The organism is Planococcus donghaensis (assembly GCF_001687665.2).
In the GTDB taxonomy this organism is placed as follows: Bacteria; Bacillota; Bacilli; order Bacillales_A; family Planococcaceae; genus Planococcus; species Planococcus donghaensis.
Map to the genome: position 1 here is coordinate 1,805,005 of NZ_CP016543.2, position 21,954 is coordinate 1,826,958.

At 38.9% G+C, this 21,954-nt stretch carries 27 protein-coding genes; 2 read left to right on the forward strand and 25 right to left on the reverse strand.

What is annotated here, in order from left to right; genetic code table 11:
- Positions 1 to 14: 14 nt before the first annotated feature.
- Positions 15 to 1,091 carry an undecaprenyldiphospho-muramoylpentapeptide beta-N-acetylglucosaminyltransferase gene (locus BCM40_RS09030; protein WP_065527703.1) on the reverse strand — a complete coding sequence of 359 codons (1,077 nt, stop codon included), beginning with the start codon at positions 1,089 to 1,091 and terminating at the stop codon, positions 15 to 17.
- 211 nt (positions 1,092 to 1,302) lie between these two features.
- On the opposite strand from BCM40_RS09030, the gene BCM40_RS09035 reads away from it, so the two are divergent.
- On the forward strand, positions 1,303 to 2,661 hold the full coding sequence (locus tag BCM40_RS09035; protein WP_065526204.1) for an MATE family efflux transporter: 1,359 nt from the start codon (positions 1,303 to 1,305) through the stop codon (positions 2,659 to 2,661).
- Positions 2,662 to 2,715: 54 nt separating this feature from the next.
- Here BCM40_RS09035 and BCM40_RS09040 read toward each other — a convergent pair whose 3' ends face one another.
- The 19 genes from BCM40_RS09040 to BCM40_RS09135 all read right to left on the reverse strand — a co-directional run bounded on the left by BCM40_RS09040 (position 2,716) and on the right by BCM40_RS09135 (position 15,946).
- Positions 2,716 to 2,955, reverse strand: a complete 240-nt coding sequence (locus BCM40_RS09040) for a hypothetical protein (protein ID WP_065526203.1) — start codon at positions 2,953 to 2,955, stop codon at positions 2,716 to 2,718.
- Positions 2,952 to 3,833 carry a CobW family GTP-binding protein gene (locus BCM40_RS09045; RefSeq protein ID WP_065526202.1) on the reverse strand — a complete coding sequence of 294 codons (882 nt, stop codon included), beginning with the start codon at positions 3,831 to 3,833 and terminating at the stop codon, positions 2,952 to 2,954. Before BCM40_RS09045 ends, BCM40_RS09040 begins: the two co-directional genes overlap by 4 nt.
- A gap of 57 nt (positions 3,834 to 3,890) precedes the next feature.
- Positions 3,891 to 5,414: a lmo1851 family serine protease gene (locus BCM40_RS09050; protein WP_065526201.1), complete on the reverse strand. Its 1,524-nt coding sequence runs from the start codon at positions 5,412 to 5,414 to the stop codon at positions 3,891 to 3,893.
- Positions 5,415 to 5,536: 122 nt separating this feature from the next.
- The gene (deoD, locus tag BCM40_RS09055; protein ID WP_065526200.1) at positions 5,537 to 6,241 is read right to left on the reverse strand and encodes a purine-nucleoside phosphorylase; all 705 of its coding nucleotides are present in this window, start codon (positions 6,239 to 6,241) and stop codon (positions 5,537 to 5,539) included.
- A 70-nt stretch (positions 6,242 to 6,311) separates the two neighbouring features.
- Positions 6,312 to 6,527 carry a YozE family protein gene (locus tag BCM40_RS09060; RefSeq protein WP_008431862.1) on the reverse strand — a complete coding sequence of 72 codons (216 nt, stop codon included), beginning with the start codon at positions 6,525 to 6,527 and terminating at the stop codon, positions 6,312 to 6,314.
- A gap of 59 nt (positions 6,528 to 6,586) precedes the next feature.
- Positions 6,587 to 7,012, reverse strand: coding sequence for a peptide-methionine (R)-S-oxide reductase MsrB (msrB, locus tag BCM40_RS09065; protein ID WP_065526199.1), 426 nt, complete (start codon positions 7,010 to 7,012; stop codon positions 6,587 to 6,589).
- Positions 7,009 to 7,539, reverse strand: a complete 531-nt coding sequence (gene msrA / locus BCM40_RS09070; RefSeq protein ID WP_065526198.1) for a peptide-methionine (S)-S-oxide reductase MsrA — start codon at positions 7,537 to 7,539, stop codon at positions 7,009 to 7,011. The genes msrB and msrA overlap by 4 nt, the downstream gene beginning before the upstream one ends.
- A 16-nt stretch (positions 7,540 to 7,555) precedes the next feature.
- Complete coding sequence (locus tag BCM40_RS09075) at positions 7,556 to 8,134, reverse strand: YpmS family protein (RefSeq protein WP_083394501.1); 579 nt, start codon at positions 8,132 to 8,134, stop codon at positions 7,556 to 7,558.
- A gap of 9 nt (positions 8,135 to 8,143) precedes the next feature.
- Positions 8,144 to 8,944, reverse strand: coding sequence for a GDSL-type esterase/lipase family protein (locus BCM40_RS09080; protein ID WP_065526196.1), 801 nt, complete (start codon positions 8,942 to 8,944; stop codon positions 8,144 to 8,146).
- A gap of 39 nt (positions 8,945 to 8,983) precedes the next feature.
- Complete coding sequence (locus BCM40_RS09085; RefSeq protein WP_065526195.1) at positions 8,984 to 9,823, reverse strand: DegV family protein; 840 nt, start codon at positions 9,821 to 9,823, stop codon at positions 8,984 to 8,986.
- A gap of 47 nt (positions 9,824 to 9,870) precedes the next feature.
- Positions 9,871 to 10,608 (reverse strand): lysophospholipid acyltransferase family protein, encoded by a 738-nt coding sequence (locus tag BCM40_RS09090; RefSeq protein ID WP_083394502.1) that lies wholly within the window; start codon positions 10,606 to 10,608, stop codon positions 9,871 to 9,873.
- Positions 10,595 to 11,092, reverse strand: a complete 498-nt coding sequence (locus BCM40_RS09095; RefSeq protein ID WP_065526193.1) for a dihydrofolate reductase — start codon at positions 11,090 to 11,092, stop codon at positions 10,595 to 10,597. Before BCM40_RS09095 ends, BCM40_RS09090 begins: the two co-directional genes overlap by 14 nt.
- 64 nt (positions 11,093 to 11,156) lie before the next feature.
- Positions 11,157 to 12,101, reverse strand: coding sequence for a thymidylate synthase (locus tag BCM40_RS09100; RefSeq protein ID WP_065526192.1), 945 nt, complete (start codon positions 12,099 to 12,101; stop codon positions 11,157 to 11,159).
- 119 nt (positions 12,102 to 12,220) lie between these two features.
- A complete protein-coding gene (locus tag BCM40_RS09105) occupies positions 12,221 to 12,814 on the reverse strand; it encodes a YpjP family protein (RefSeq protein WP_065526191.1) in 594 nt (197 codons plus the stop codon).
- 739 nt (positions 12,815 to 13,553) lie between these two features.
- Positions 13,554 to 13,925 carry a rhodanese-like domain-containing protein gene (locus tag BCM40_RS09115; protein ID WP_083394503.1) on the reverse strand — a complete coding sequence of 124 codons (372 nt, stop codon included), beginning with the start codon at positions 13,923 to 13,925 and terminating at the stop codon, positions 13,554 to 13,556.
- The gene (locus BCM40_RS09120; RefSeq protein ID WP_065526189.1) at positions 13,925 to 14,221 is read right to left on the reverse strand and encodes a rhodanese-like domain-containing protein; all 297 of its coding nucleotides are present in this window, start codon (positions 14,219 to 14,221) and stop codon (positions 13,925 to 13,927) included. The genes BCM40_RS09115 and BCM40_RS09120 overlap by 1 nt, the downstream gene beginning before the upstream one ends.
- Before the next feature lie 59 nt (positions 14,222 to 14,280).
- Positions 14,281 to 14,517 carry a glutaredoxin family protein gene (locus tag BCM40_RS09125; protein WP_065526188.1) on the reverse strand — a complete coding sequence of 79 codons (237 nt, stop codon included), beginning with the start codon at positions 14,515 to 14,517 and terminating at the stop codon, positions 14,281 to 14,283.
- 206 nt (positions 14,518 to 14,723) lie between these two features.
- On the reverse strand, positions 14,724 to 15,512 hold the full coding sequence (locus tag BCM40_RS09130) for a class I SAM-dependent methyltransferase (RefSeq protein ID WP_083394504.1): 789 nt from the start codon (positions 15,510 to 15,512) through the stop codon (positions 14,724 to 14,726).
- Complete coding sequence (locus BCM40_RS09135; protein ID WP_065526187.1) at positions 15,509 to 15,946, reverse strand: BrxA/BrxB family bacilliredoxin; 438 nt, start codon at positions 15,944 to 15,946, stop codon at positions 15,509 to 15,511. Before BCM40_RS09135 ends, BCM40_RS09130 begins: the two co-directional genes overlap by 4 nt.
- A gap of 176 nt (positions 15,947 to 16,122) precedes the next feature.
- On the opposite strand from BCM40_RS09135, the gene BCM40_RS09140 reads away from it, so the two are divergent.
- Positions 16,123 to 16,908: a GNAT family N-acetyltransferase gene (locus BCM40_RS09140; RefSeq protein ID WP_065526186.1), complete on the forward strand. Its 786-nt coding sequence runs from the start codon at positions 16,123 to 16,125 to the stop codon at positions 16,906 to 16,908.
- A gap of 270 nt (positions 16,909 to 17,178) precedes the next feature.
- Here BCM40_RS09140 and BCM40_RS09145 read toward each other — a convergent pair whose 3' ends face one another.
- The 5 genes from BCM40_RS09145 to BCM40_RS09165 all read right to left on the reverse strand — a co-directional run bounded on the left by BCM40_RS09145 (position 17,179) and on the right by BCM40_RS09165 (position 21,877).
- Positions 17,179 to 17,385 carry a hypothetical protein gene (locus BCM40_RS09145; RefSeq protein WP_065526185.1) on the reverse strand — a complete coding sequence of 69 codons (207 nt, stop codon included), beginning with the start codon at positions 17,383 to 17,385 and terminating at the stop codon, positions 17,179 to 17,181.
- A gap of 393 nt (positions 17,386 to 17,778) precedes the next feature.
- Entirely contained in the window at positions 17,779 to 18,072 is a 294-nt protein-coding gene (locus BCM40_RS09150) for a hypothetical protein (RefSeq protein WP_065526184.1), read from the reverse strand.
- Between the two features lie 139 nt (positions 18,073 to 18,211).
- Positions 18,212 to 19,342, reverse strand: coding sequence for a conserved virulence factor C family protein (locus BCM40_RS09155; RefSeq protein ID WP_065526183.1), 1,131 nt, complete (start codon positions 19,340 to 19,342; stop codon positions 18,212 to 18,214).
- A 25-nt stretch (positions 19,343 to 19,367) separates the two neighbouring features.
- On the reverse strand, positions 19,368 to 21,245 hold the full coding sequence (locus BCM40_RS09160) for an ABC-F family ATP-binding cassette domain-containing protein (protein ID WP_065526182.1): 1,878 nt from the start codon (positions 21,243 to 21,245) through the stop codon (positions 19,368 to 19,370).
- Positions 21,242 to 21,877, reverse strand: coding sequence for an HD domain-containing protein (locus BCM40_RS09165; RefSeq protein ID WP_065526181.1), 636 nt, complete (start codon positions 21,875 to 21,877; stop codon positions 21,242 to 21,244). Before BCM40_RS09165 ends, BCM40_RS09160 begins: the two co-directional genes overlap by 4 nt.
- Between the last annotated feature and the right edge of the window lie 77 nt (positions 21,878 to 21,954).

Below are 21,954 nucleotides of genomic sequence, written 5' to 3' on the forward strand. Positions count from 1 at the left end.
ATAAATTAATAATCTTATTTTGTAAAGGTTGCTACCAACTTAGCCATTTCTGCAGCTGTAATTGGTGCCTCAGCCTGTGTCATCGTTTCGATTAACTGATCTTTATCCGATTGTAATTGTGAGAGCTCTTTCATAAAGCGTTCGGCAGACAACTCTTCTTCTTCCACGACTTTTGCGAATCCTTGTTTTTTAAATAAGTTCGCATTCAGTATTTGATCTCCGCGACTCTTTTGGATAGATAAAGGTACAAGTAACATTGGTTTTTTTAATGCCAAAAATTCAAATATGGAATTTGAACCCGCACGCGACACAACAAAATCCGTCATATGCAACAAATGCGGTAATTCGTGTGTAACATATTCAAACTGACGATAATTTTCATGGATGTCCAATTCTGCCACATGATTTCCTTTGCCGCACAAATGAATAATATTAAATTGTTTAAGCAACTGCTCTAGGTTATTATGAATCGCTGAATTGATCATTGCAGACCCTTGACTGCCACCCATCACCATTAAAACAGGCAATTTGTTTGAAAACGAACTGATTTCTCGTCCTTTTTCTGCGGTGCCTTCCATCAGCTCATTGCGAATCACGGATCCTGTGCATGTAGATTTATCATTCGGGACGTGAGCTAATGTTTCTTTAAACACAGTGAATATATGATCCGCAAAAGGCAAAGCGAGCTTGTTGGCTAGTCCTGGAGTCACATCCGACTCATGAATAATTACAGGAATTGACATCATTCGTCCCGCCATCACAACGGGAACCGATACAAAGCCACCTTTTGAAAAAATGGCTACAGGTTTCGTTTTGCGAATGATAGTTAATGCTTGCACCAATCCTGCACCTACCCGAAATGGATCCGAGAAGTTTTTTGTAGAGAAATAACGTCTTAATTTACCACTCGATATGGCGTGATATGGAACCGACGGAAACGATTCTCGAATAAGTTCGTTTTCAATGCCTTCTTTAGAGCCGATATATTCTACATGAAAACCTAAATTTTTCAACTCTGGAATTAATGCCTGGTTTAGCGAGACATGCCCTGCCGTCCCGCCTCCGGTCAATAAAATTGTTTTGTTGTTCATCATTCGTCCTACTCTCATCTAATAATTTGCTAAAGCTAGTTTCTCCTTAAGAGGAAGGCTAACTATGCTATACTGAAATTTATGGGTTAAATTTAGTTGAATTCATTTTACTACATAAGAAAAACAAGTAACTCTACGTATCATTTTAGTAAATCTCTAGTAATATAGCGACAAAGAATTACTATACGTAAGTTGTGGGAGGAAAGAACATATGCACGAAACGCACACTAAAAAAGAAAAACTCTTATTATTAGTGAAGATTGTTTTTCCGGTTCTAGTTACACAAGTAGCCATGTATATGGTGACATTTTTCGATATTTATATGACTTCCCGCTACGGAACAGAAGATTTAGCAGGAGTATCGATTGGATCCTCTTTTTGGGTTCCCGTATACATCGGTTTAGCTGGTATCCTCATGTCCATTACCCCAATTGTAGCACAATTGATGGGGGCTAAGAAAAAAGAACAAGTAAAACAAGCTGTCCAACAAGGAATTTATTTGTCTCTTTTGCTTGCCGCAATTGTTTTTGCTTTTTTCTACTTTGGAATTGATCTTTTGCTTGCACTTATGAATCTTGAACCAGCTGTTGCCGACGTTGCCAGTCGCTATATACAAGCAATGAGCATCGGGTTAGTTCCCTTATTTGCATATACTATATTGCGTTCTTATATTGATGCACTTGGTGCCACTCGCGTTACTATGGTCATCTCTCTTTTATCAACACCAATCAATATTCTTTTCAACTACTTATTGATTTTCGGGAAATTTGGCTTTCCTGAACTTGGTGGTGTCGGTGCGGGACTTGCGTCAGCCATCACTTATTGGTTAATTTTGGCGATCGCCGTATGGATCATTCATACAAGAAATCCATTTTCTGTTTATGGCATTTTCCGCCAATGGCCAAAGCTATCCTTAAGCCGGTGGATTGAGATTAGTCGGATTGGTGTTCCTATCGGCATTTCGATTTTTGTAGAAACCAGCATATTCTCAGCAGTAACTTTTATGTTAGCTTCTTATGGTACTTACACCATTGCCGCTCACCAAATTGCTTTAAATTTCACTTCTCTCTTGTATATGTTGCCTCTTAGCATATCGATGGGTGCTACTATCCTTGTTGGTTACGAAGTTGGCGCTAAACGCTTCCGTGATGCAAGACAATATAGTTGGTTGAGTGTGTTAACTGCAGTGACGTTTAGTTTTGTATCAGCTTGTATTCTCTACTTTATGCGTGCTGAAATTGCGGCTTTGTATACATCTGATCCCGTTGTCATTGAATTGGCCGTTCAATTTTTAGTATTTGCTGCTTTGTTCCAATTATCAGATGCTATTCAAGCGCCTGTTCAAGGGGCCCTTCGTGGCTATAAAGATGTTAATATTACGTTTATTATGGCCGTTATTTCTTATTGGGTCATCGGCTTACCTTGCGGATACTTGTTAGCCAATTACACTGAATTTGGCGCATTTGGCTATTGGATCGGGTTAATCGTAGGGTTAACTGCAGGCGCCATTACGTTATCTATTCGTTTATTGAGCATCCAAAAAAGAATTGCAGGTCAAACGACTACATGACACTAAAAAAACAGGCAACGAAAATCAATGATTTTCGTTGCCTGTTTTTTATTTTTATTGAGATGCTAATTTTTTGTACAAAGCTGCTAAACTCGTTTTTTCAGACTCCGATAAGTCGGATTCTGAAATACGCAATAATGCGAGGTCTAATTTTTGTTGTTTCGATTTGCGTACTCGTGGATGCGTCAGCTCATCATTTAACTCGATAAGCATATATTTTTCAAGCTCTTCTTGTGTACGAATTTGCGCTGTTGCCGCTCGTTGAGGCCAAAGTTTTTGGTACAGTTCAATCATGGAAGTTCGACTCCTTCTAGCCCTTCACCAATGACTACGATTTGGTTTTGCATTTTCATATATTCCGGAAGCCATTGGGCCATTCCATAGGCAAATTGAAAGGCATGTGGGTATTTATCGCCTTCAAGTGGCACATACCCTTTGATCCGATAAACTGAATCCGGCAAGGTTCGTAGCCACTCTTCAAACTTTTCCCGTTGAACAGGCGCATCAAACTGCAACACTTTCGCATTTAAATTTAGTTTCGAAACGGGCGCTTTTACGACGTCTTTTGCGGTAGATGCTGTTATTTTATCCAATGCTGAAAATGGTACTTTCGCGTGAACCGTCTGAATAATTTGAGCAGATGAGTTTAACGACTGAATTTCGTAAACCACTGTTCCTTGTTCACTGTCGGTTAATAAATCCATTTTGTTTGCTAATATTAAGTCCGCGTGGCGAATTTGCTCTAAAAACAATGACCGAATTTGTGGAGACAAGCTATTGCGATCCATCCACCTTTTGCTATCTGCTACGGTTACGATACCTTTAAAGTTTAATTTCTCTGCAAATAACGGAGAAAAAATGGCATCTAATGCTTCTACAGGATGTGCAGCACCGGTTGTTTCAATAAGCAGCACATCAAAATCTTCTTCTGCTAACAGCGTTTGAATTTGTGCTTCTGATTTTTCAGAACCGGTGCAGCAAATACACCCATCCAAAATTTCTTTTAGCGGTACTCCGTCTTCAACTGAATCAGAGTCCATATTCATTTTGCCAAGCTCATTCATGAAAACTGCCGGCTTTAAGCCTTTATCTTTCATTTGGCTGATCATGGTTTTTAAAAGCGTCGTCTTCCCACTCCCCAAAAATCCACTAAACAAATATACGTCTTTCATCAACTCACCCTTCCCATCACTAATTAAGAAAAGGCCCGCATAAGCGGACCTTTAGGATCACTCTTCAGTTTCTTCAACTTCTTCTGGTTCAGAAGTTGTAATGCCTGCTTTTTCCATTGAAAGCTTTTTCGCTTCTTGTAATTGCGGGTCATCATTTTTGATTTTATCACGTAATGCATCCATGACAGCAAATGTACTATCTCCAGTTAAGACACCCGTTGTTTCTAGTTCTTTGTCTTCCTGGAAAGCTTTAACTGCCTCTGCCATTTGCTCTTCAAACACGCCATCTACTTCACCAACATCGTAGCCAAGCGCTTCGAGCATTTGCTCTGCTGTTTTGACTTGTTCAGAAATTGCGCCATCTTTTAATTCGATGGAAGTATCCAAGACCGGAAGAGAAGCATAAGCTGGAAATTCCACTTCTACATCTGGTTCAATTCCTTTTTCATGGATCCAATTACCATCCGGTGTTAACCATTTAGCTGTTGTAAACTTCAAATTAGAACCATCTTGAAGGTCATTAGCCGTTTGGACAGTTCCTTTACCGAAAGTTTTTTCTCCAACTAATTGGATATCCGCAGATTCGTTCATCGCTCCAGCTAAAATCTCAGAAGCTGAAGCACTGCCACCGTCGATTAACAGCGTAACAGGTACATCAACTTTAGCTCCTGATGAAGACATATAAACTTCAGGTTCTTCACCTTTTGCTTGAACTTCAAACAATGGTTTTCCTTCTTCGATAAATAAGTCGGAGATATCAAGTGCCACATTCAGCAAGCCGCCAGGATTTCCACGTACGTCCATGACGAGTGCTTCCATTCCTTCGTTTTCCATTTCTTCAATAGCATCAAGCAACTCTTGATACGTATTTTCAGAGAAACTAGTCACTTGAATATGGGCTACATTGTCACCAATCATTTCTGCATAAACAGTCTCAATTGGAATTTCATCACGTACGATTGTAATATCAATCGGATCTGCGTTTTCACCGCGTTTAACGGTTAATGTAACTTCAGTTCCTTTTTCACCACGAATCAACATAACCGCTTCTGTAGTCGTGAAGCCTTGAATGCTTTCTCCGTCAACAGCAATAATTTGGTCATTTGGCAAGATGCCTGCTTTTTCAGCTGGGGAATTTTTAATTGGTGAAACCACCGTTATAAATCCGCCGCGCTCTTGCACTTCTGCACCAATCCCTTGAAAACTAGACGAAATTCCTTCAAGAAATTGTGAAGCTTCTTCTTCATCCAAGTAATCTGAATAAGGGTCTTCTAGCGAATCCACCATGCCGTTAATGGCACCATTCACTAATACATTGCGATCAACATCTTTATAATATTGGTCTTGTATTTGATCATATGCTGTATACAGTTTTTCGAATTCACGTCGCTCTGGAGAATTGACTTCCACAGCTTTTTCGTCACCAAATGTTAAAGCGAAAACAGTTAACCCAGCCGTTGCTATTATTAAAAGAAACACTAGCATAATAAACGAGAATGTTTTCATCTTAATAGTGTGCGACGGTGATTCTTCTACCGGAGGAGTAGATTCTTGCTGTTCTTCCGGACGTTTGTCATCCATCTATTTCACCACTTTCGTAATTGCGCTTAAAACTTGTGAGCATGAAAAGAAAAAGACTGTCGAAACAGTCTTTTTTTCAAACGGATACTTAAACGCTAAAGGTTAGGGTACCCGCATTTTTACTAGTCTTGAATAGCTGCATCTAAAGCTACAACAATCATATCATTGAATGTTGTTTGACGTTCTTCAGCTGTAGTTACTTCACCCGTTAATAAGTGATCGCTAACCGTTAAAATAGATAGTGCTTGGCGACCAAATTTAGCAGCTAATGTATAAAGTGCCGCAGATTCCATTTCGAGAGCAAGTACACCGTATTGAGCCCACTTTTCATGTTCTGCAAATTCGTTATAGAAGATATCTTCCGTGAAGACATTCCCAACACGCAAGTTTAATCCTTTTTCAAGACCCGCATTGTATGCTTTTAAAAGCAAATCGAAATCTGCTGTTGGTGCATAATCAATGCCATTGAAAATAACTTCATTCATTTTAGAGTTAGTTGAAGAACTTTGAGCTAAAATTACATCACGAACTTTAACGTCTTTATGGATTGAACCACATGTGCCTACACGGATTAATTTTTTTACATCATATTCTTGCATCAATTCTGTTACATAAATAGCAATCGATGGTACACCCATTCCAGTTCCTTGAACAGAAATACGTTTTCCTTTGTATGTTCCTGTGTAACCGAACATATTGCGGACTTCATTGTACAACGTTACATCTTCTAAAAAAGTTTCCGCTATGTACTTTGCGCGAAGCGGATCTCCTGGTAGTAAAATTGTTTCGGCAATATCGCCTTTTTTTGCATTAATGTGAACACTCATTAAAAAAACCTCACTTTTGTATAGTAGATTTAATCATACTGTTTTTTTGTTACTAGTGCAACGACCAGCTTTATTCGTCTGTGTAATCTCGCCACATTTCATCGAAAACGCTTGCTCTCATGACTGGATGTGCTTTTTCTTCAATGTATTTAGAAAGTCGTTCAAAATCAGTTTCGGATTTCGGAAATGAATGGTCCAAAAACATTGAATCTGAAAAACGTGAAAAGTCATCTGCCTCGAGTTTGCCACGGTATTTCAATGCAAATTGATAAAAAGAACGTTCCATGGTCGAACTCCTTTCGAATTTCAGGCAAAAAAAACCGGACAATTTGTCCGGGCCACCCTTTATTCAAATAATTTCTTGTACTCGGATAAACCTTCATCATCTAACTGCTCTTTCGGTACAAAACGAAGAGCTGCAGAATTGATACAATAACGAAGTCCACCTAAAGAAGATGGTCCATCAGGGAATAAATGGCCTAAATGCGAGTCGGCAGTTGCCGAACGAACTTCAGTTCTTCTCATGCCATGACTTGTGTCAAAGCTTTCTTTTACTTCAGTCGCTTCGATCGGTTTCGCAAAACTTGGCCATCCACAATGAGCATCAAATTTATCTTTTGAACTAAATAACGGTTTTCCAGAAACGATGTCTACATAAATACCTTCTTCGAAATGTTGGTCGTACTCACCTTGAAATGGCGGCTCCGTCCCGCTTTCTTGCGTGACATGATATTGCATCGGTGTTAATTTTGCTTTTAATTCGTCTTTCATAATTGTCCACCCCAATTCTTTTCTATGAACGCGGTCCGTCCCGATCCAACCGAATAACGATTGTAATGGGCAGGGTTTTTCTTATAGTAATCTTGATGGTATGATTCTGCTAAATAAAATGGTTTTGCTTCAAGTATCGGGGTCACAACAGCTTTTTCAAATCTCCCCGAATTATCTAGTTCTTGTTTGGATTTTTCTGCAGCGATTCGTTGCTCTTCGGAATGAACAAAAATTGCCGTTTGATAAGATTCCCCACGATCATAAAATTGACCGCCAGCATCTGTTGGATCAATTTGGGTCCAGAAAACATCTAACAATTTTTCATATGGGAAAATATCGGGCTGGAAAGTGATTTGAACTGCTTCAACATGTCCCGTAGCATTTGAACAAACTTGTTCGTAAGTTGGGTTTTTTAACTCCCCGCCTGTATATCCACTTACTACTTCTTCGATGCCATCTAATGAATCAAAAGGTTTGACCATGCACCAAAAACAGCCGCCTGCAAATGTTGCTTTTTCTGTCTTCATCTACTCACTCCGTTCCCTATGGTTCGATTGTCACCAATAATCGGATATCGTCATCTTCTAAATTAAACGATGCCGCTCGCACAGAAATTCCACCATCTAACGGAATTTCTGTAAGCTTTAATACCACTTCTTCGTCTTTAGGCATTACTTCCATAAAATCTGGAAGATCAACTGAATCTCTAAGTAACTTTAACGCAGATTCAGGCGGAATATCCAGCATGCCGACTTCGACAGACTTTTGTTCCAGCAACAAATTGCCATCTTTTTGAACAAGCGGCTCAAATTTCATCAAGATTGGTAAAGTCACCGAAAATACCGTTAGTTCTGTGGAGATGCTGACATCATCTGTAACCGATAAAGCTAAAGGAATCGGCTGATCTTTCATGGCTCTTTGAATATAGGTATTGGCAATTCCTTCAAAATCTGCTTTGGTTGTGTTGACGACTACTGTATTACCAGCAGCAGGTCCATTTTCTAAGGCCTGATACGATGTATAGTCTTTTGGTGGAGTGGTGACATAAAGTACTGCTCCTACCAATGCCAAGGCATTTAACGCTAGTAAAGCAAAAAAGGCCAATCGCCATTTTCTCATCATATCATCACCCTATTCTTCATAACTCAATCCACATTCTTCCATCCTTTTTAACATACGTTTTGTCATCAAGTCGTAACCTTTACTATTGGGATGAAAAAAATCGGAATGGTAAACTAAGTTTTTGTTGCCTATAAACAAATCACTTACAGGCACAAAACATGCTTGAGGATCTTCTTCTACTCTTTCTTTCATCACTTGATTGAAAGAGTCAATAATTTGATCAAATTCCTCTACTTCGTCTGTAACGAGTGAAAACGGGTTATAAATGCCCATCATCACAATGGGAACAGTGGGATTAATTGCTCGGATTGAAGTGAAAATTGTGTCAAAACGATTTTCATATAATACCAGTTCATCATCAAAAGCTTCTATATTCAGCGAAAACAAATCGCGTTTCACAATTCGCATGACATCATTTCCGCCTATGGTCATTGTTAAATAATCCGCTTCCGTAATAGGGCCAGTCAGTTTACCTTGTTGAAACATTGCTAGCAATTGATCGCTTCGACGGCCCCTTTTCGCAGTATTTTCAACTGCAACACCTTCAATCCCTTGCCAAGTTTGAATTTCGGCGGCCAATCTACCTGTGTAGCCACCTAACTCTTCTTCATCTCCAACACCTTGAGATAATGAATCACCAAGAGCCGTTATAATTACGGCTTGAGGTTTAAAGTTCGGCGGGACCGTATAAGAACCGATGGACGGCTCATTTCTTGGTTCCGCCTTTTCGTTACCAAAGATAAACGTTGGACTGCACCCCGCTACTATACCCATGGACAAAATGACGATTAACAACAGGATGCGTTTCAAATTCGTCTCTCCTTTTTTAAGTGGAACTGTACTTTAGAGTTAATCGGTATAATACATGAATCCTATTGCACCAATTCCTGTGTGCGTTGATATTACGGGCGTTGTAAAGTCAAATTGAATATCACTAAACCCAGTTTCTTTAATTTTTTCGCGCAACGGATCGGCCATTGCAAGTCCGTTAGCGTGGGCGATGCCAACACCTTTTACTTGCTTGCCTTTTGTCCGTTCAAGAAAATCATTCATTAAATAATCGACCACTTGCTTATGGCTTCTCACTTTAGCAACCGGCGTATATTCACCACTATCTAAAGAAGCGATCGGCTTGATTTTCATTAACGAACCTAACAATGCACGACCTTTACCAATTCGTCCGCCTTTTACAAGATTATCTAATGTATCCACAACAACAAACAGTTTTGTGTTCAGGCGAACTTGCTCTACGCGTGCAATAATTTCGTCCATCGACTTCTCTTCTTTGGCCATTTTAGCTGCCTCAAACACTTGGAAAGTTAAGGCGTGCGAAATATAGCGAGAGTCAATGACCGTAACGTCTGAATCAGAGAGTTGTGCTGCTGTTCGGGCAGACTCAACCGTCCCGCTCATTCCTCCCGTCATATGAATAGATAAAATTTGATCGCCATTTTCACCTAACTTGTCATATAAATCCTTGAAAACACCTGGTGCTGGTTGAGAGCTTTTTGGCATTTCTTTCGTGTTTTTCATTAGCTCCAAAAAAGATTCTGGCTCAAGATCTACTCGGTCCAAATACGTTTTTCCACCAACCTGTATGCTCAATGGAACCACATGTAAATCATATTTTTCTATGACCTCTGGCTTTAAATCAGCGGTCGAATCCGTCACGATATGAATCTTGGACATGAAATCACTTCTTTCTTCACTTAAATTTAGGACGAACAATCTAAATTTTATTTTTGCTTAGACAATGTAACAATCGCGTCAGCAATTTGGGAATGAATCATTGCAATTGCTTCTTTTGGGTTCATCTCTTTTATCGTTTCACTGGAGATTGGATCTAAAAGTTGAACTTGTACAGTTGCCGGCATTACTTTATTGTTGTTTTTTTCCATAATATCTGCAGTTCCGTGAATGGCAATGGGCAAAATCGATACATTCGCATCTTTTGCAATCCGTAAAAACCCTGCTTTGAATTCGCCTAGACCTTCCCCTTTACTTCTTGTTCCTTCAGGAAATATCAAGATTGAATGACCTTCTTTTAACTTTTCTACTGTGTCTGTAATCGATTTCAAAGCGCTCCGGCGATCGGTACGGTCTAAAAACACACAGTTCATCTCTTCCATATACATCGGGATGATAGGAAATTTCTTTACTTCTTTTTTAGAGATAAAGCCAAATGGTTTCGGAATTGTAGACAGTAAAGTTGGAATATCAAAATTCCCTTCATGATTGCTGACAAAAAGCACAGGTCCTTTAGGAAGTTTATCTAAACCATTAATAGACACGGTACTTTTTGTCCGTTTCATAATACCAGTTGCCCATTTTTGAGGCTCTTTGTGAATTAATTGATCATATTCTTCTAGAGTCATGTGTTGCTTTTGTTTTATGGATTTTTTTAAACTTATTGCACTAAACGGCAAATAGCCAAATAAAAACGAAAATGTTCGAATTGAATTAAGCATGGTCATTTTTCTTTTTCCGTCTTTCATACACTAAGTAGGAAAAAGCGACTTCTTTTGAAATTTGCTGCTCTGACTCTGAAACAAGCTTCCACTCACGACCATATTCCGGGAAATAAGTATCGCCATCAAATTCCTGATGGATTAACGTGATATACAAGCGGTCAGCATCTGGTAAAACCGACTCAAAAATTTGTTCTCCACCAATAACCATGACTTCTTCATGCGCTTCTTTTGCCAATTGGATGGCATCTGATAAATTGTGAACCACGTCTACCCCTTCCGCTTCGTAATGATCGTTGCGTGTCACGACAATATTACGACGTTTTGGAAGTGGACGACCTATAGATTCATACGTATTGCGTCCCATTACAATGCCTTTACCAATTGTATGTTCTTTAAAATAAGCCAAGTCTGCAGGAATATGCCAAGGCAATTCGTTATTTTTTCCGATGACCCGATTAGGATCATGCGCTACCATCAATGAAATCATACTTCTTCCTCCTACCCCGCTTTTTACGGGTGTTAAACTTTATATAATGAATTTCTGTTGCTCGTTAAACCGCAACAGGTGCCTTAATACGCGGGTGCGGATCATACCCTTCGATGGTGATATCTGCAAGTGTTAAGTCGAAAATAGATTCAACTTCTTCGTTAATGTGTAAAGTCGGAAGCGGTTTAGGCTCTCTTGTTAGTTGTTTTTGCACTTGCGATAAATGATTTGAATACAAATGTGTATCCCCTGTCGTATGGACAAAATCGCCAACTTCCAACTTGCATTCGCGAGCAATAAGATGCGTTAACAACGCATAAGATGCAATATTAAATGGCACACCTAAAAAGACATCTGCACTTCGTTGATACAGCTGACATGAGAGTTTACCATCAGCTACATAAAACTGGAACATAATATGGCATGGTGGCAATGCCATGTCATCTATAAATTCTGGATTCCAGGCGGTCACTAAGTGGCGACGTGAATCCGGATTTTTTTTGATGGATTCGATAACATTTTTCAGTTGATCGATCGTTCCACCTGTTGTCGTTGCCCATGAACGCCATTGTTTGCCGTAAACCGGACCTAAATCTCCGTACCTTTCGGCAAATTCCGGGTTTTCAATCACTTTTTGCTGAAAAGCTTGCATTTGCTGTTTATAGAGTTCTGCAAACTCCGAGTCTTTCTGGGCGCGACGGCCGAAATCTGTCATATCTGGCCCTGTATATTCATCGCTTTCTATCCACTGGGCAAATGCCCACTCGTCCCATATATGATTATTGTCTTGTAACAATGCGCGTACATTTGTGTCGCCTTTAATAAACCATAGAAGTTCCGAAACAATTAAGCGGAACGCTGTTTTTTTTGTTGTCATTAATGGAAAGCCTTGCGTCAAGTCAAAGCGCATTTGATGGCCAAAAACACTTAATGTTCCTGTACCCGTTCGGTCTTCTTTTTTTGCGCCGTTATGTAAAATATGTTCGCATAAGTCTAAATATTGCTTCATGTAATTCGCCTCCGTTGTTATGTTTAATCATAACAAAAAATATGATCAAGGACACATTTGAACTAATATTACCTGCCCACAAATTTTTCAAAACAAAAAACCGCCACAAAGTGAACGGTTTAAGAAAGCCATTTGGGTGGTGTATTTTTAGACCAATAAATATCTCCCAACGTAATATGTTTTTGGAAGTTGTCATTAGCTATATGGTAATGGAAGTTAAACGAATAGCCTATTTGCGGCTTTTTCTCTGTTCGAACATGAAAACGAATTTCGTCTTTATTGGTTTCGGCATCATAAACATGGAAGATTTTTTCAGCGTAGTCACCGGAAGGTTTTTCGGAAATCGCTAACTTTTTAAGTTTGCTGTCGTCAAGGCTAGCTAGATGAACATCAATTGCACGCTGAATATTAGGCAAAATCATTGTTTGAAATTCATCATGAATGACAGGTCCAATTCGCGAACCGAATTTCAAATAAGATTGCTCTTCGGCAGATTGATAAACTAAATCGAGTATCGAATCACTTGTATCGTAAAATTCACTCGGGTCGACCCAGTCATAAATATATTGTTTGTTGTCACTTTCCGCTGCATGTGATTTTGGTTGACCTTTATCGTCTAAAAGCGACTCCCAAATTAAATGATTTGGAGAGATTGCGCCCAATGTCAAAACGGCAACTGCAATCATCAGCGACTTTTGCCACCAATTTTTCATGAACATCACCTTTTCTTTATGAACATTTTAGTAACACGTCTGCTTATTTATACGATTTTCATGGGTAAAGGTTTCATCTTCTTGAAATTCATTGTACAATAAAGTCATTAACAACGCCTTGTTTTTTTTGGAAAAGGAGGAATTTTCGTGGACGCATCATTATTGATCGGATTGGGTCTCCTGTTTATGCTCGGATACTTGACTTCACTTTCGTTTACAGACTAATAACAAATAAAAAAACTCCCTCTATTTTAGGGAGTTTTTTTATTGCTTTAATTTCGGACGTAATCGCTCATACCAAGTGGCAAAGTTAAATTGAGGTTTTTTAAAAAGCGGATTGCAAATAAGGTTCAAGCTTTTTTTCGTTGATTTATTTTTTCTGTTATCGTTTTTATATCATTTGGCAGCCAGATAATGAGGGGTAAAAACGCTATAACATAAAACTTCAAGTAAGTATTAGGTAAAGTAAAATAAACCAATAATAAACCTACAAATGTAATTAAGTATAATTTACGATGTCTTCTCCAGTAACTTGCGCGCATAATTTACCCCCTCCACTAATCTTCATTAACCTTGTATTTTACACAACTGATATAAGAACAATTCAATAGTTTCACTTTAATCTAATTTACTGAATATTACAATTTAAATCACACAAAAAAAAGGAGGATTGATTTGTAAATGAATCAATCCTCCTGCTGTTATTTCTTTGCATCTGTTCAGCTAAATCAATAAGCGACTATTTTTCTACGTCGCCTTCCCATGAAGACATCCCTTGAGCCACATTTACAAACTCATAGCCTTCTTCAAGCATCAATTCACTCGCTTGCTGAGATCGGTTGCCTGACTGGCAAATGACAACGTATTTTGTGTCTTTTTGAAGACCGTCAAAATCACCATTTTGCATTCCTGTCAGTGGCTTGTTTTGAGCCCCCGGAATATGGCCTTGGTCAAATTCAGACGGTTCGCGAACATCCAAAACAGTGTAGCCGGCATCTTGCTTTTCAGCTACTTGATCGATTTGGATCGTTTCATAATCTGCTTCTTGTCCGCACGCTGCTAATAGCAATGCGCTGAAGATTGCGAGCGTTAGTAGAAGTCGCTTTGTCATTACTCGACGTCGCCTTCCCACGCATTCATACCACCTTCAACATTTGTCACATTATAACCTTGGTCATCTAAAAATTTGCAAGCTGAACTACTACGTCCGCCAGCTTGGCAGTTCACATAGTATTCTTCTTTTTTATCCAACTCGTTCATCTTGAATTCCAATAAGCTTAAAGGCACGTTCACCGCTCCAGGAATTTTACCTGTAGCCACTTCTGACGCCTCACGCACATCAATTACGTTTACTTTTTTGTCTTCTGCTAATAACGTTTGTAGTTCTTGTGTAGAAATTGATTTCATTAAAAATTCCTCCTAGTAATTTGGTTTTTCGTTTGTACTTTATTCTTACCATAATTTGTTTATGCGTTCAATAATTCTGAAACACGATTCGGATCGAATCCAAGAACCCACTCACCATTTATATTCGTTTGGGGGACACCCATTTGGCCAGTTTCTTGGACAAGACGATTGGCAGCTGCTTGGTCCTGCTGGACATTTACTTCTCTGTACGCCACATTATTCTGGTCTAAAAAATTTTTCATCATTGTGCAATAAGGGCACGTATTTGTTGAATAGACTGTAACTTTGTTTGTCATAATCGCTTCCTCCTAATAAAGAATGGCTTTTGAAAGTAAATAAAATATACCATAGGGGGTATATTCTTTCAAGAGATTTGCTTAGCATTCATTTCTTACTCCACTTTACGATTTAATATAGTAACTAAACAAAATAAAATAGCATCCTATTTCGCAAAGCAGATTTGAAAACTTGGCGACAATCGATGCTATTTTAAATCTCGTTTCTAAAAGTTATTTTCTTGTTCGAGCGAAATCACACCATAATGAAATTTGGTATTCGGGCGCACACGTCGAACAAAACCAAACTGCTCAAAATCGTGTGAGCGGAAATGTGCTTTTAACACAATACTTTTTCGCGCAACACGCTTAGCTTCAGTTACCCATTGCTCTGTTAACTGACCGCTATCTGCCAAACCTTTTAGCGCTGTGAAGTTTGTGGCTTCTGCAATTTCTTCTGTAAACATCGGATCCATATAAACTACATCAATAGAATCCGACTCAAGTTTTTGAAGAAACGAAACAGCATCCGAAGCAACCACTTCGATTCGTCTCATTGCGTCCATTAAGTGTGGCGTCTCACTATACTGTTTTAATCCTTGTTGTACGACGTAAGAAAGAATTGGATGGCTTTCACAACCAATCACCCGCCCCCCATCTCCTACGCGCTGAGAAGCAACTAGAGCATCAGAGGCAAGACCTAGCGTGCAATCTAAAAATGAGTCCCCCGACTTTAAATTCGAAACCACAATTAATGGGTCTTTTTCGAGCGGTCTCTTTGTTCGATAAGCAGCTGAATTCGGATGAAAAAAGAACGGCTCTGATTTACCCAGTGGATAAAACTCAAGCCGTTCTTTTAAACAGATCAACAAATCAGCCGATTCTTCTGCATGCATTTTCTCGATGGAACGTTTATTGCGTGCAACTTGCTGAAGCGATAATTCTGTTGAAACACGCTCCGCCCACTCCATCATCGATGAAGTTGGGCGATACGCTGTTGTGACGATCGTTTTCACTGAGCAGCCACCTGTTCAAGCGCTTGTGCCAAATGGTCACGAATTTGTTCCATTGGATAGCCCTCTATTTGTTCACGCGGAATAAAATGAGCCAATTCGCCGTCTTTTACTACCGCGATCGATGGTGACGATGGAGCCACTTCTTCAAAATAATTTCGCATTTGCGCTGTTGCTTCTTTATCTTGACCCGCAAAGACCGTCACTAAATGCTCTGGTTTTGCTTCTACCGTTTGAAGTGCTTCTATAACTGCTGGACGTGCCAATCCTGCTGCACAGCCACAAATTGAGTTAATGACTACAAGACTAGTTCCTTTAGCAGTGCTCATATGTTCGTTGACTTCCTCAGCTGTCACTAATTCTGTAAATCCTGCTCCAACCAATTCTTGGCGCATTGGAACTACAATGCCCTTCATGTATTCATCATATGCGTTCATGCTTTTCGCCCCTTTTCAATTAAGCTTTTCTTAAAACTCTAGGTTTTATCTATTTTAGTGTAACCTAGATTCTCTGTAATTTCATAGTGTGCGGATTCAAATATGATTTTTTTCATGAATTTAATCGGTTAGTCCTGTATGATTAACGTTAAGCAAAAAGAAAGAGGGTGAACTAGATGGAATTAACAAAACAAATCAACGAATTAGATTTTGCGCTTTTGCAGTCTTTTTCCACTAAACTTGACCGGTCATGGGGAACGTTGTTTTTAAATGCCGACCAGCCAGATTATTATGATGCGAATCACGCTTATCTAAACTCACAACCCGAGCATCCTGAAAAAGTCATCGATGAAGTGCTTGCATTTTATAGATCTTATTCCATTACGCCACGGTTCTATTTGGGTGATGTCGATTTGCTGACAAGCTTTATTGTCCAATTAAAAGACAAGGGATTTCAATATGAAGAAATTCCTCAACCAATCCAGTTATGGAACAATAAAATAACTACGCTTTCAATTCCTGAACATGTCACAGTTGAAAAAGTAAACAGTACCAATTACAAAGAAGCATCGTGGGTAGAGTGTCAGATTAAGGAGTTTGGCGGAAAAGCCGTTCGCGAAAAAGCTTTTGAAACAGAGTTTAAAGATAGTCGCTATACGCATTACTTATTAAAAATAAATGGCAATCCGAGTTCGACAGCATGCTTGTTTGTGCATAACAAGCAAGGTCGTATTGAAAGTGTTGCAACAATTGAAGAATTTAGAGGGCAAGGATTGATAGGTTTTGTATTACAACAAATACAAACAGAAGCTCGAGAGATGAAGCTAGAACATTTATGGGTTCACCCGATAAATGAACAAGTTGAAAAAGTTTACAACCGCTACGGCTTTGCTACGATTCATACGTTGCAATCGGGTCATGCTTTTTTAGATGGAAAAAGTATTAAAGAGATTCGTGATTAAAGTAGTAATGAGTATGATGTGGGTAGTTCTTAACAAGAGTCTAAATAACGGGAGAATTTTATGAAGAAAAAGAAGAAAGATTATTGTTTTGCAGATTTTTTAAAAGACCTTAGTGTCGGTTTAGCATTAGAAATGCTTTTTACTGCTATTTGGAATACATTATTGTTCATTCCTAGACAGTTGATTAGCCTGTATAGGAATAGTTAACTTTCGGTTAGACACGTTAAAGTTCCGTACTGTTAACTCCAAGACAATTTAAAAAGCCACCCTTTAGGATGACTTGAATAGTGAAATTTGAATACCTTCAGCTGATGGTGGGCGAAGAGTAATGGTATTCCCCATTTCTTCTACCGTATAATCTTTTAAATATTCTTCTACGTCTTTTGCATGTTCAGCAACTGATTCTCTGATTAGCTCTCTAATAATTAACGAACTTCTTTTTTGACTCAATACTATTCCATTGACCGTAAGATTCACCTGAAACCCTCCTATGTATATTTAAAAGATATCATAAACTTATTAACAAAAAACGTATACATGGACCTAATATTTTTAAATTTTTTTAAGGAAAATGCGTATATTCTTGTCTTTTGTATCATTAAATGATTTTAAATACCTAGAATACCCTATATTTATAATATTAATTCCAATGCAACAGCACATTTCTAGCAATAAAAAAACTACCCTGCTTGGGTAGTTTTTTATTATTTGTATACCAATCGATCAAACCAACACTTCAAGTAGGGAGCCATTTCAACATGTATTTCTTTCTAATTTGTTGACTATGACCATTACAAAAAACGCTGATTGATACTTTTTTTCAAAGGAACTTTTAATGTTATTGTCCACTCTAGGACTTAAGACTTGAGTTTAAATATATTCATGATTGATATAGTCAAGCATTTTACTAAAAACATCATAGTCGAACCATTCAATAGTCATATTTTGAACGTATTCTCCATTTTCTTGGAGTTCCAAATTATTTGATGACAATTGGACAATCTTTGTATCATCTATTTCCCCTTCTTGTTTGTCGACTTTTTGATCGTTAAATTCGCGAATTACTTTTTCATAAAAAGCATCACGCTCTTCACGACTCGCAAATTCCCAAGATTCGTATTTTCCACTATATAAAATTTCTACAGAGTATACATTCGTGTTCATTCGCTATTCCTCCTCGTAAATGATGACTTTCTGAACAAATCAACTAAAAGCTCTTTACCTCTTAAACATCTGTTAAAAACATATTATTGAAAATCTAAGCAAAAATAAAAATCCGGCGACTCTAAAGTCACCGGATTTTTTATTCACCTTTCATCGCTTGTCGCGCTTCGGTCATTTGTTTCCAAACTGAACCTTTTGCATCTTCACCTTCTGCTATACGTGCAATGGCCATTTTAATTTGCAATTTCACTTCAAACTCAGGATCATTTTCTGCTTGCTTTAACGCTGGCAATGCTGATTCTGTACCCGTTTCATACAGGAACATTGCCGCTCTCCAGCGAACCAATTTGTTTTTATCGTTTAAGGTTTCAATCATAATTGACTCAAATTCTTCAAATCCTAAATCACTAATGGTGTCCCCTGCAGTTCTTCGGACAGCCCAGCTTTTATCTTTCATAGCACGTTCTACATAAGGAACGACTGCTTTGTCATCAATGTCTCCAAGGAAAATAGCCGCTTGTCGACGAATTGACATTTTTTCATCATCAAGCGCTAGTGATAATAATGGCAAATCGTCTAGGTCTGCTTCGATCATTTGATCGAGTAGCTGAAAACGAGTTTCCCAGTCAGGCGCATTAAATTCATCTGGAGAAATTTTGCGCCCACGCGGTGCTGCTTCGTGCTGTTCTTCGTCTTTTTTCGTCGTAAGTGAATCCAAGCGCTCTTGTGGGTAAGCTGCTTCGATTTCTTCTACCATGCTTTTGCCGATTTCGGCTTTATCGCCGTAACGGACGCCATAATCTGCCCACTTACGTTGCATCAAGTAGTTTTCTTCAGTCGGGTCCATTACGTGCTTCATCGCTGTGATAAAACGCTCAGGCATACCAAAACGCTCTTCTGAAGCATTGTCGAAAACTTTTACTTGTAACGGAATGCCTTTGAATTCCTGAACATGAACATATACTTCTCCGAAATGTTCATCTAATTCAATTTCGTCACCTGTGTGTTCACGATCTTCCCCAAAGACATTGCGCACTTGTGCCAAAATGGCTTCCCAATCAAATTTCGAAATGCGTTCAACAGCTAGGAAATCAGCCACGTGATAAACACCTTTGACACCGTCAATCGCTAGCAATTCTTGAACTTCTTTTGGAGCTGTTTCTATATTGTCTTTATTGTAATTATGACTTTTGCCAAACGGCAATTCTTGATCGATGATTACTTTCATCGTATTCGGGCTTGGTGTCGGTTCAATGGTTAAAATTTTCACAAAAATCCCTCCTGCAATTAGTCGATCACGCTTCTGCGATTTCTTGAAGGTATGTCCATCGTTCAATTAAGGCGTCATACTCTGCAGTTAACGTATTCACTTCTTCTGTTAGCTTTTGCAATTTATCGTAATCTGCTCCCGCCAAAGCCATCTCTTCTTCACGAGCTTCGATTTTCGATTCAGCTTCAGCGATTTTATCTAAGATGCCATCATACTCTAGTTGATCTTTATAGCTCATCTTTTTTTTCGTTTTAACGGGCTCAGGTACAACTGTTTCCACTAACTCTTGTTCAGCAAGAGCCACCGGATTGTTTTTTTCTTTTATAAATTCCGAATACAGTCCTTGGTATTCTTCGATTTTCCCAGTACCCGTTGTCCACAATTTCTGTGCGATACGATCTAAGAAAAAGCGATCATGCGAGATGGTGATGACAACGCCTGGGAAGTTTTCTAAGAAATCTTCTAACACAGAAAGTGTTTGAATATCCAAGTCGTTTGTCGGCTCATCTAAAAATAAAATATTTGGCTGTTCCATTAACAGTTTCAACAAGTATAGGCGTTTACGCTCGCCACCCGACAATTTGCCAATTTGTGTACCATGACCGTTTGATGGAAACAAGAAACGCTCAAGCATTTGAGTGGCAGATAATCGAACCCCTTTTTCCGCTTCAAAATCACTCGACGTTTCTTGAATATACTCAATCATACGTTGTGATTCGTCCATTTCAGGCAAATGCTGCGTAAAGTGAGCAATTTTCACGGTACTGCCATATTCCATTTTGCCAGTTGTTGGCTCTAACTCTCCAGCTAACATTTTCATTAGTGTAGATTTACCAGCTCCGTTTGGTCCGACTATTCCAATGCGATCTCCACCTTGAAGAAGGAAATCAAATCCGCTGAAAATTTGTTTGTCGCCATAAGCAACGCCCATATCTTTGCCTTCGATGATTTTCTTACCAAGACGTTGACTTTGCATTGATAGTTCAAGCGACGTATTGTCGTTTTCTTTTTGAACACTTTCTTTAATTTCGTCAAATCGTTGAATCCGTGCTTTTTGTTTGGTTGAACGTGCTTTTGCACCGCGGCGAATCCATTTTAATTCTGAACGAAAACGGTTTTCAAGTTTTTGTTGAGACGAAGCGTTCATTTCGTCGCGAATGGCTTTGTTTTCTAAATAATCGCCATAGTTTCCTTTATGCGTATACATCGTTTGATCCGCAATTTCGAAAATATGAGTAGATACCGCATCTAAGAAGTAGCGATCATGCGTTACGAAAAGCATAGCTGATCCCATACGTAATAGCGTTTCTTGTAACCATTCTGTTGAAACAGCATCAAGATGGTTGGTTGGCTCATCCAGAAGTATTAAATCAGCTGGTTCGATCAATGCTTTTGCAAGGGCGACACGTTTGCGCTGACCACCTGATAATTCACCTACTGCTTGGTCGTACATATCAATTCCCAATTTTGACAACGCAGTTTTAGCAAGTGCGTTAATGTCCCACGCATTTTCTTGCTCCATTTTTTCTTGAATATCCATCAATTCGTCTTGAAGTTGTGTCGAACTGGAATCAACCATCATATTTTTTAGTGCATTTTCATATGCGCGGTTTAATGCGAGAATTGGAGAATTTCCTGAGAATACTGTTTCTAGTACTGTTAATGACTCATCAAATTCAGGTTCTTGCATCAAATACGTAATTTGATATTTTTTTGGATGATCCATGACAACACTGTCTGCATCCATTGATCCTGCTAATATCGACATCAAGGTTGATTTTCCTGTTCCGTTTACGCCGATCAATCCGGCACGTTCTCCAGGATACAATGAAAATTCAACATCCTTGAATAATGTTTTGGCTCCAACTGTTTTAGTTAATTTCGTAATATTTAAGTGGCTCATTTATTCCCATCCGTTTCTGTTTGAAGTTGCTTTAAAAAGGATAGCATAAATTCATGGCGTTCTTCAGCCATCTGCTTACCAGTTTCCGTTGTCATTTGATCTTTTAGCAATAAAAGCTTTTCGTAAAAATGCGTAACACTGCTTGTTTGCGCTTCTCGGTATTCCTGCTCGGTCATTTCTGTTCGTGCTTTTTCGTGCCAATCGTATAGTTTACGTCCTTTCGCTCCCCCGTATGCAAAAGCTCTCGCAATGCCAATTGCACCGATTGCATCTAAGCGATCTGCATCTTGAACAATTTTAGCTTCGATGCTTGTTGCAGGCTTACCGTTTCCACCTTTAAACGAGACAGAAGCAATAACTTCTTGTATTTCTTGTCTTTGGGCATCAGTCAAGTTGAGGCGCTCTAATATTTCCCGCTCTAAATCCTCATCCGGCTTTTTGTATTTTGGATCTGAAACATCGTGTAGCAACACCGCCAACTCAACGATATAAGCATCAGCGTTTTCTTGTGCCAAAATCATTTTGGCGTTTTTCATGACGCGTTCAATATGCTGCCAGTCGTGGCTCGCATCAAACTGCTCATAAATTTTCTTAACTTCTTTTAAGCATTGATTGATTTTTTCTTGATTCATTCTCCCGCTCCTATCGCTTGTTTCTTCTATTATAACCTGAAGTGACTCCAAAATACCTGTCTCCCCAACGATTATTG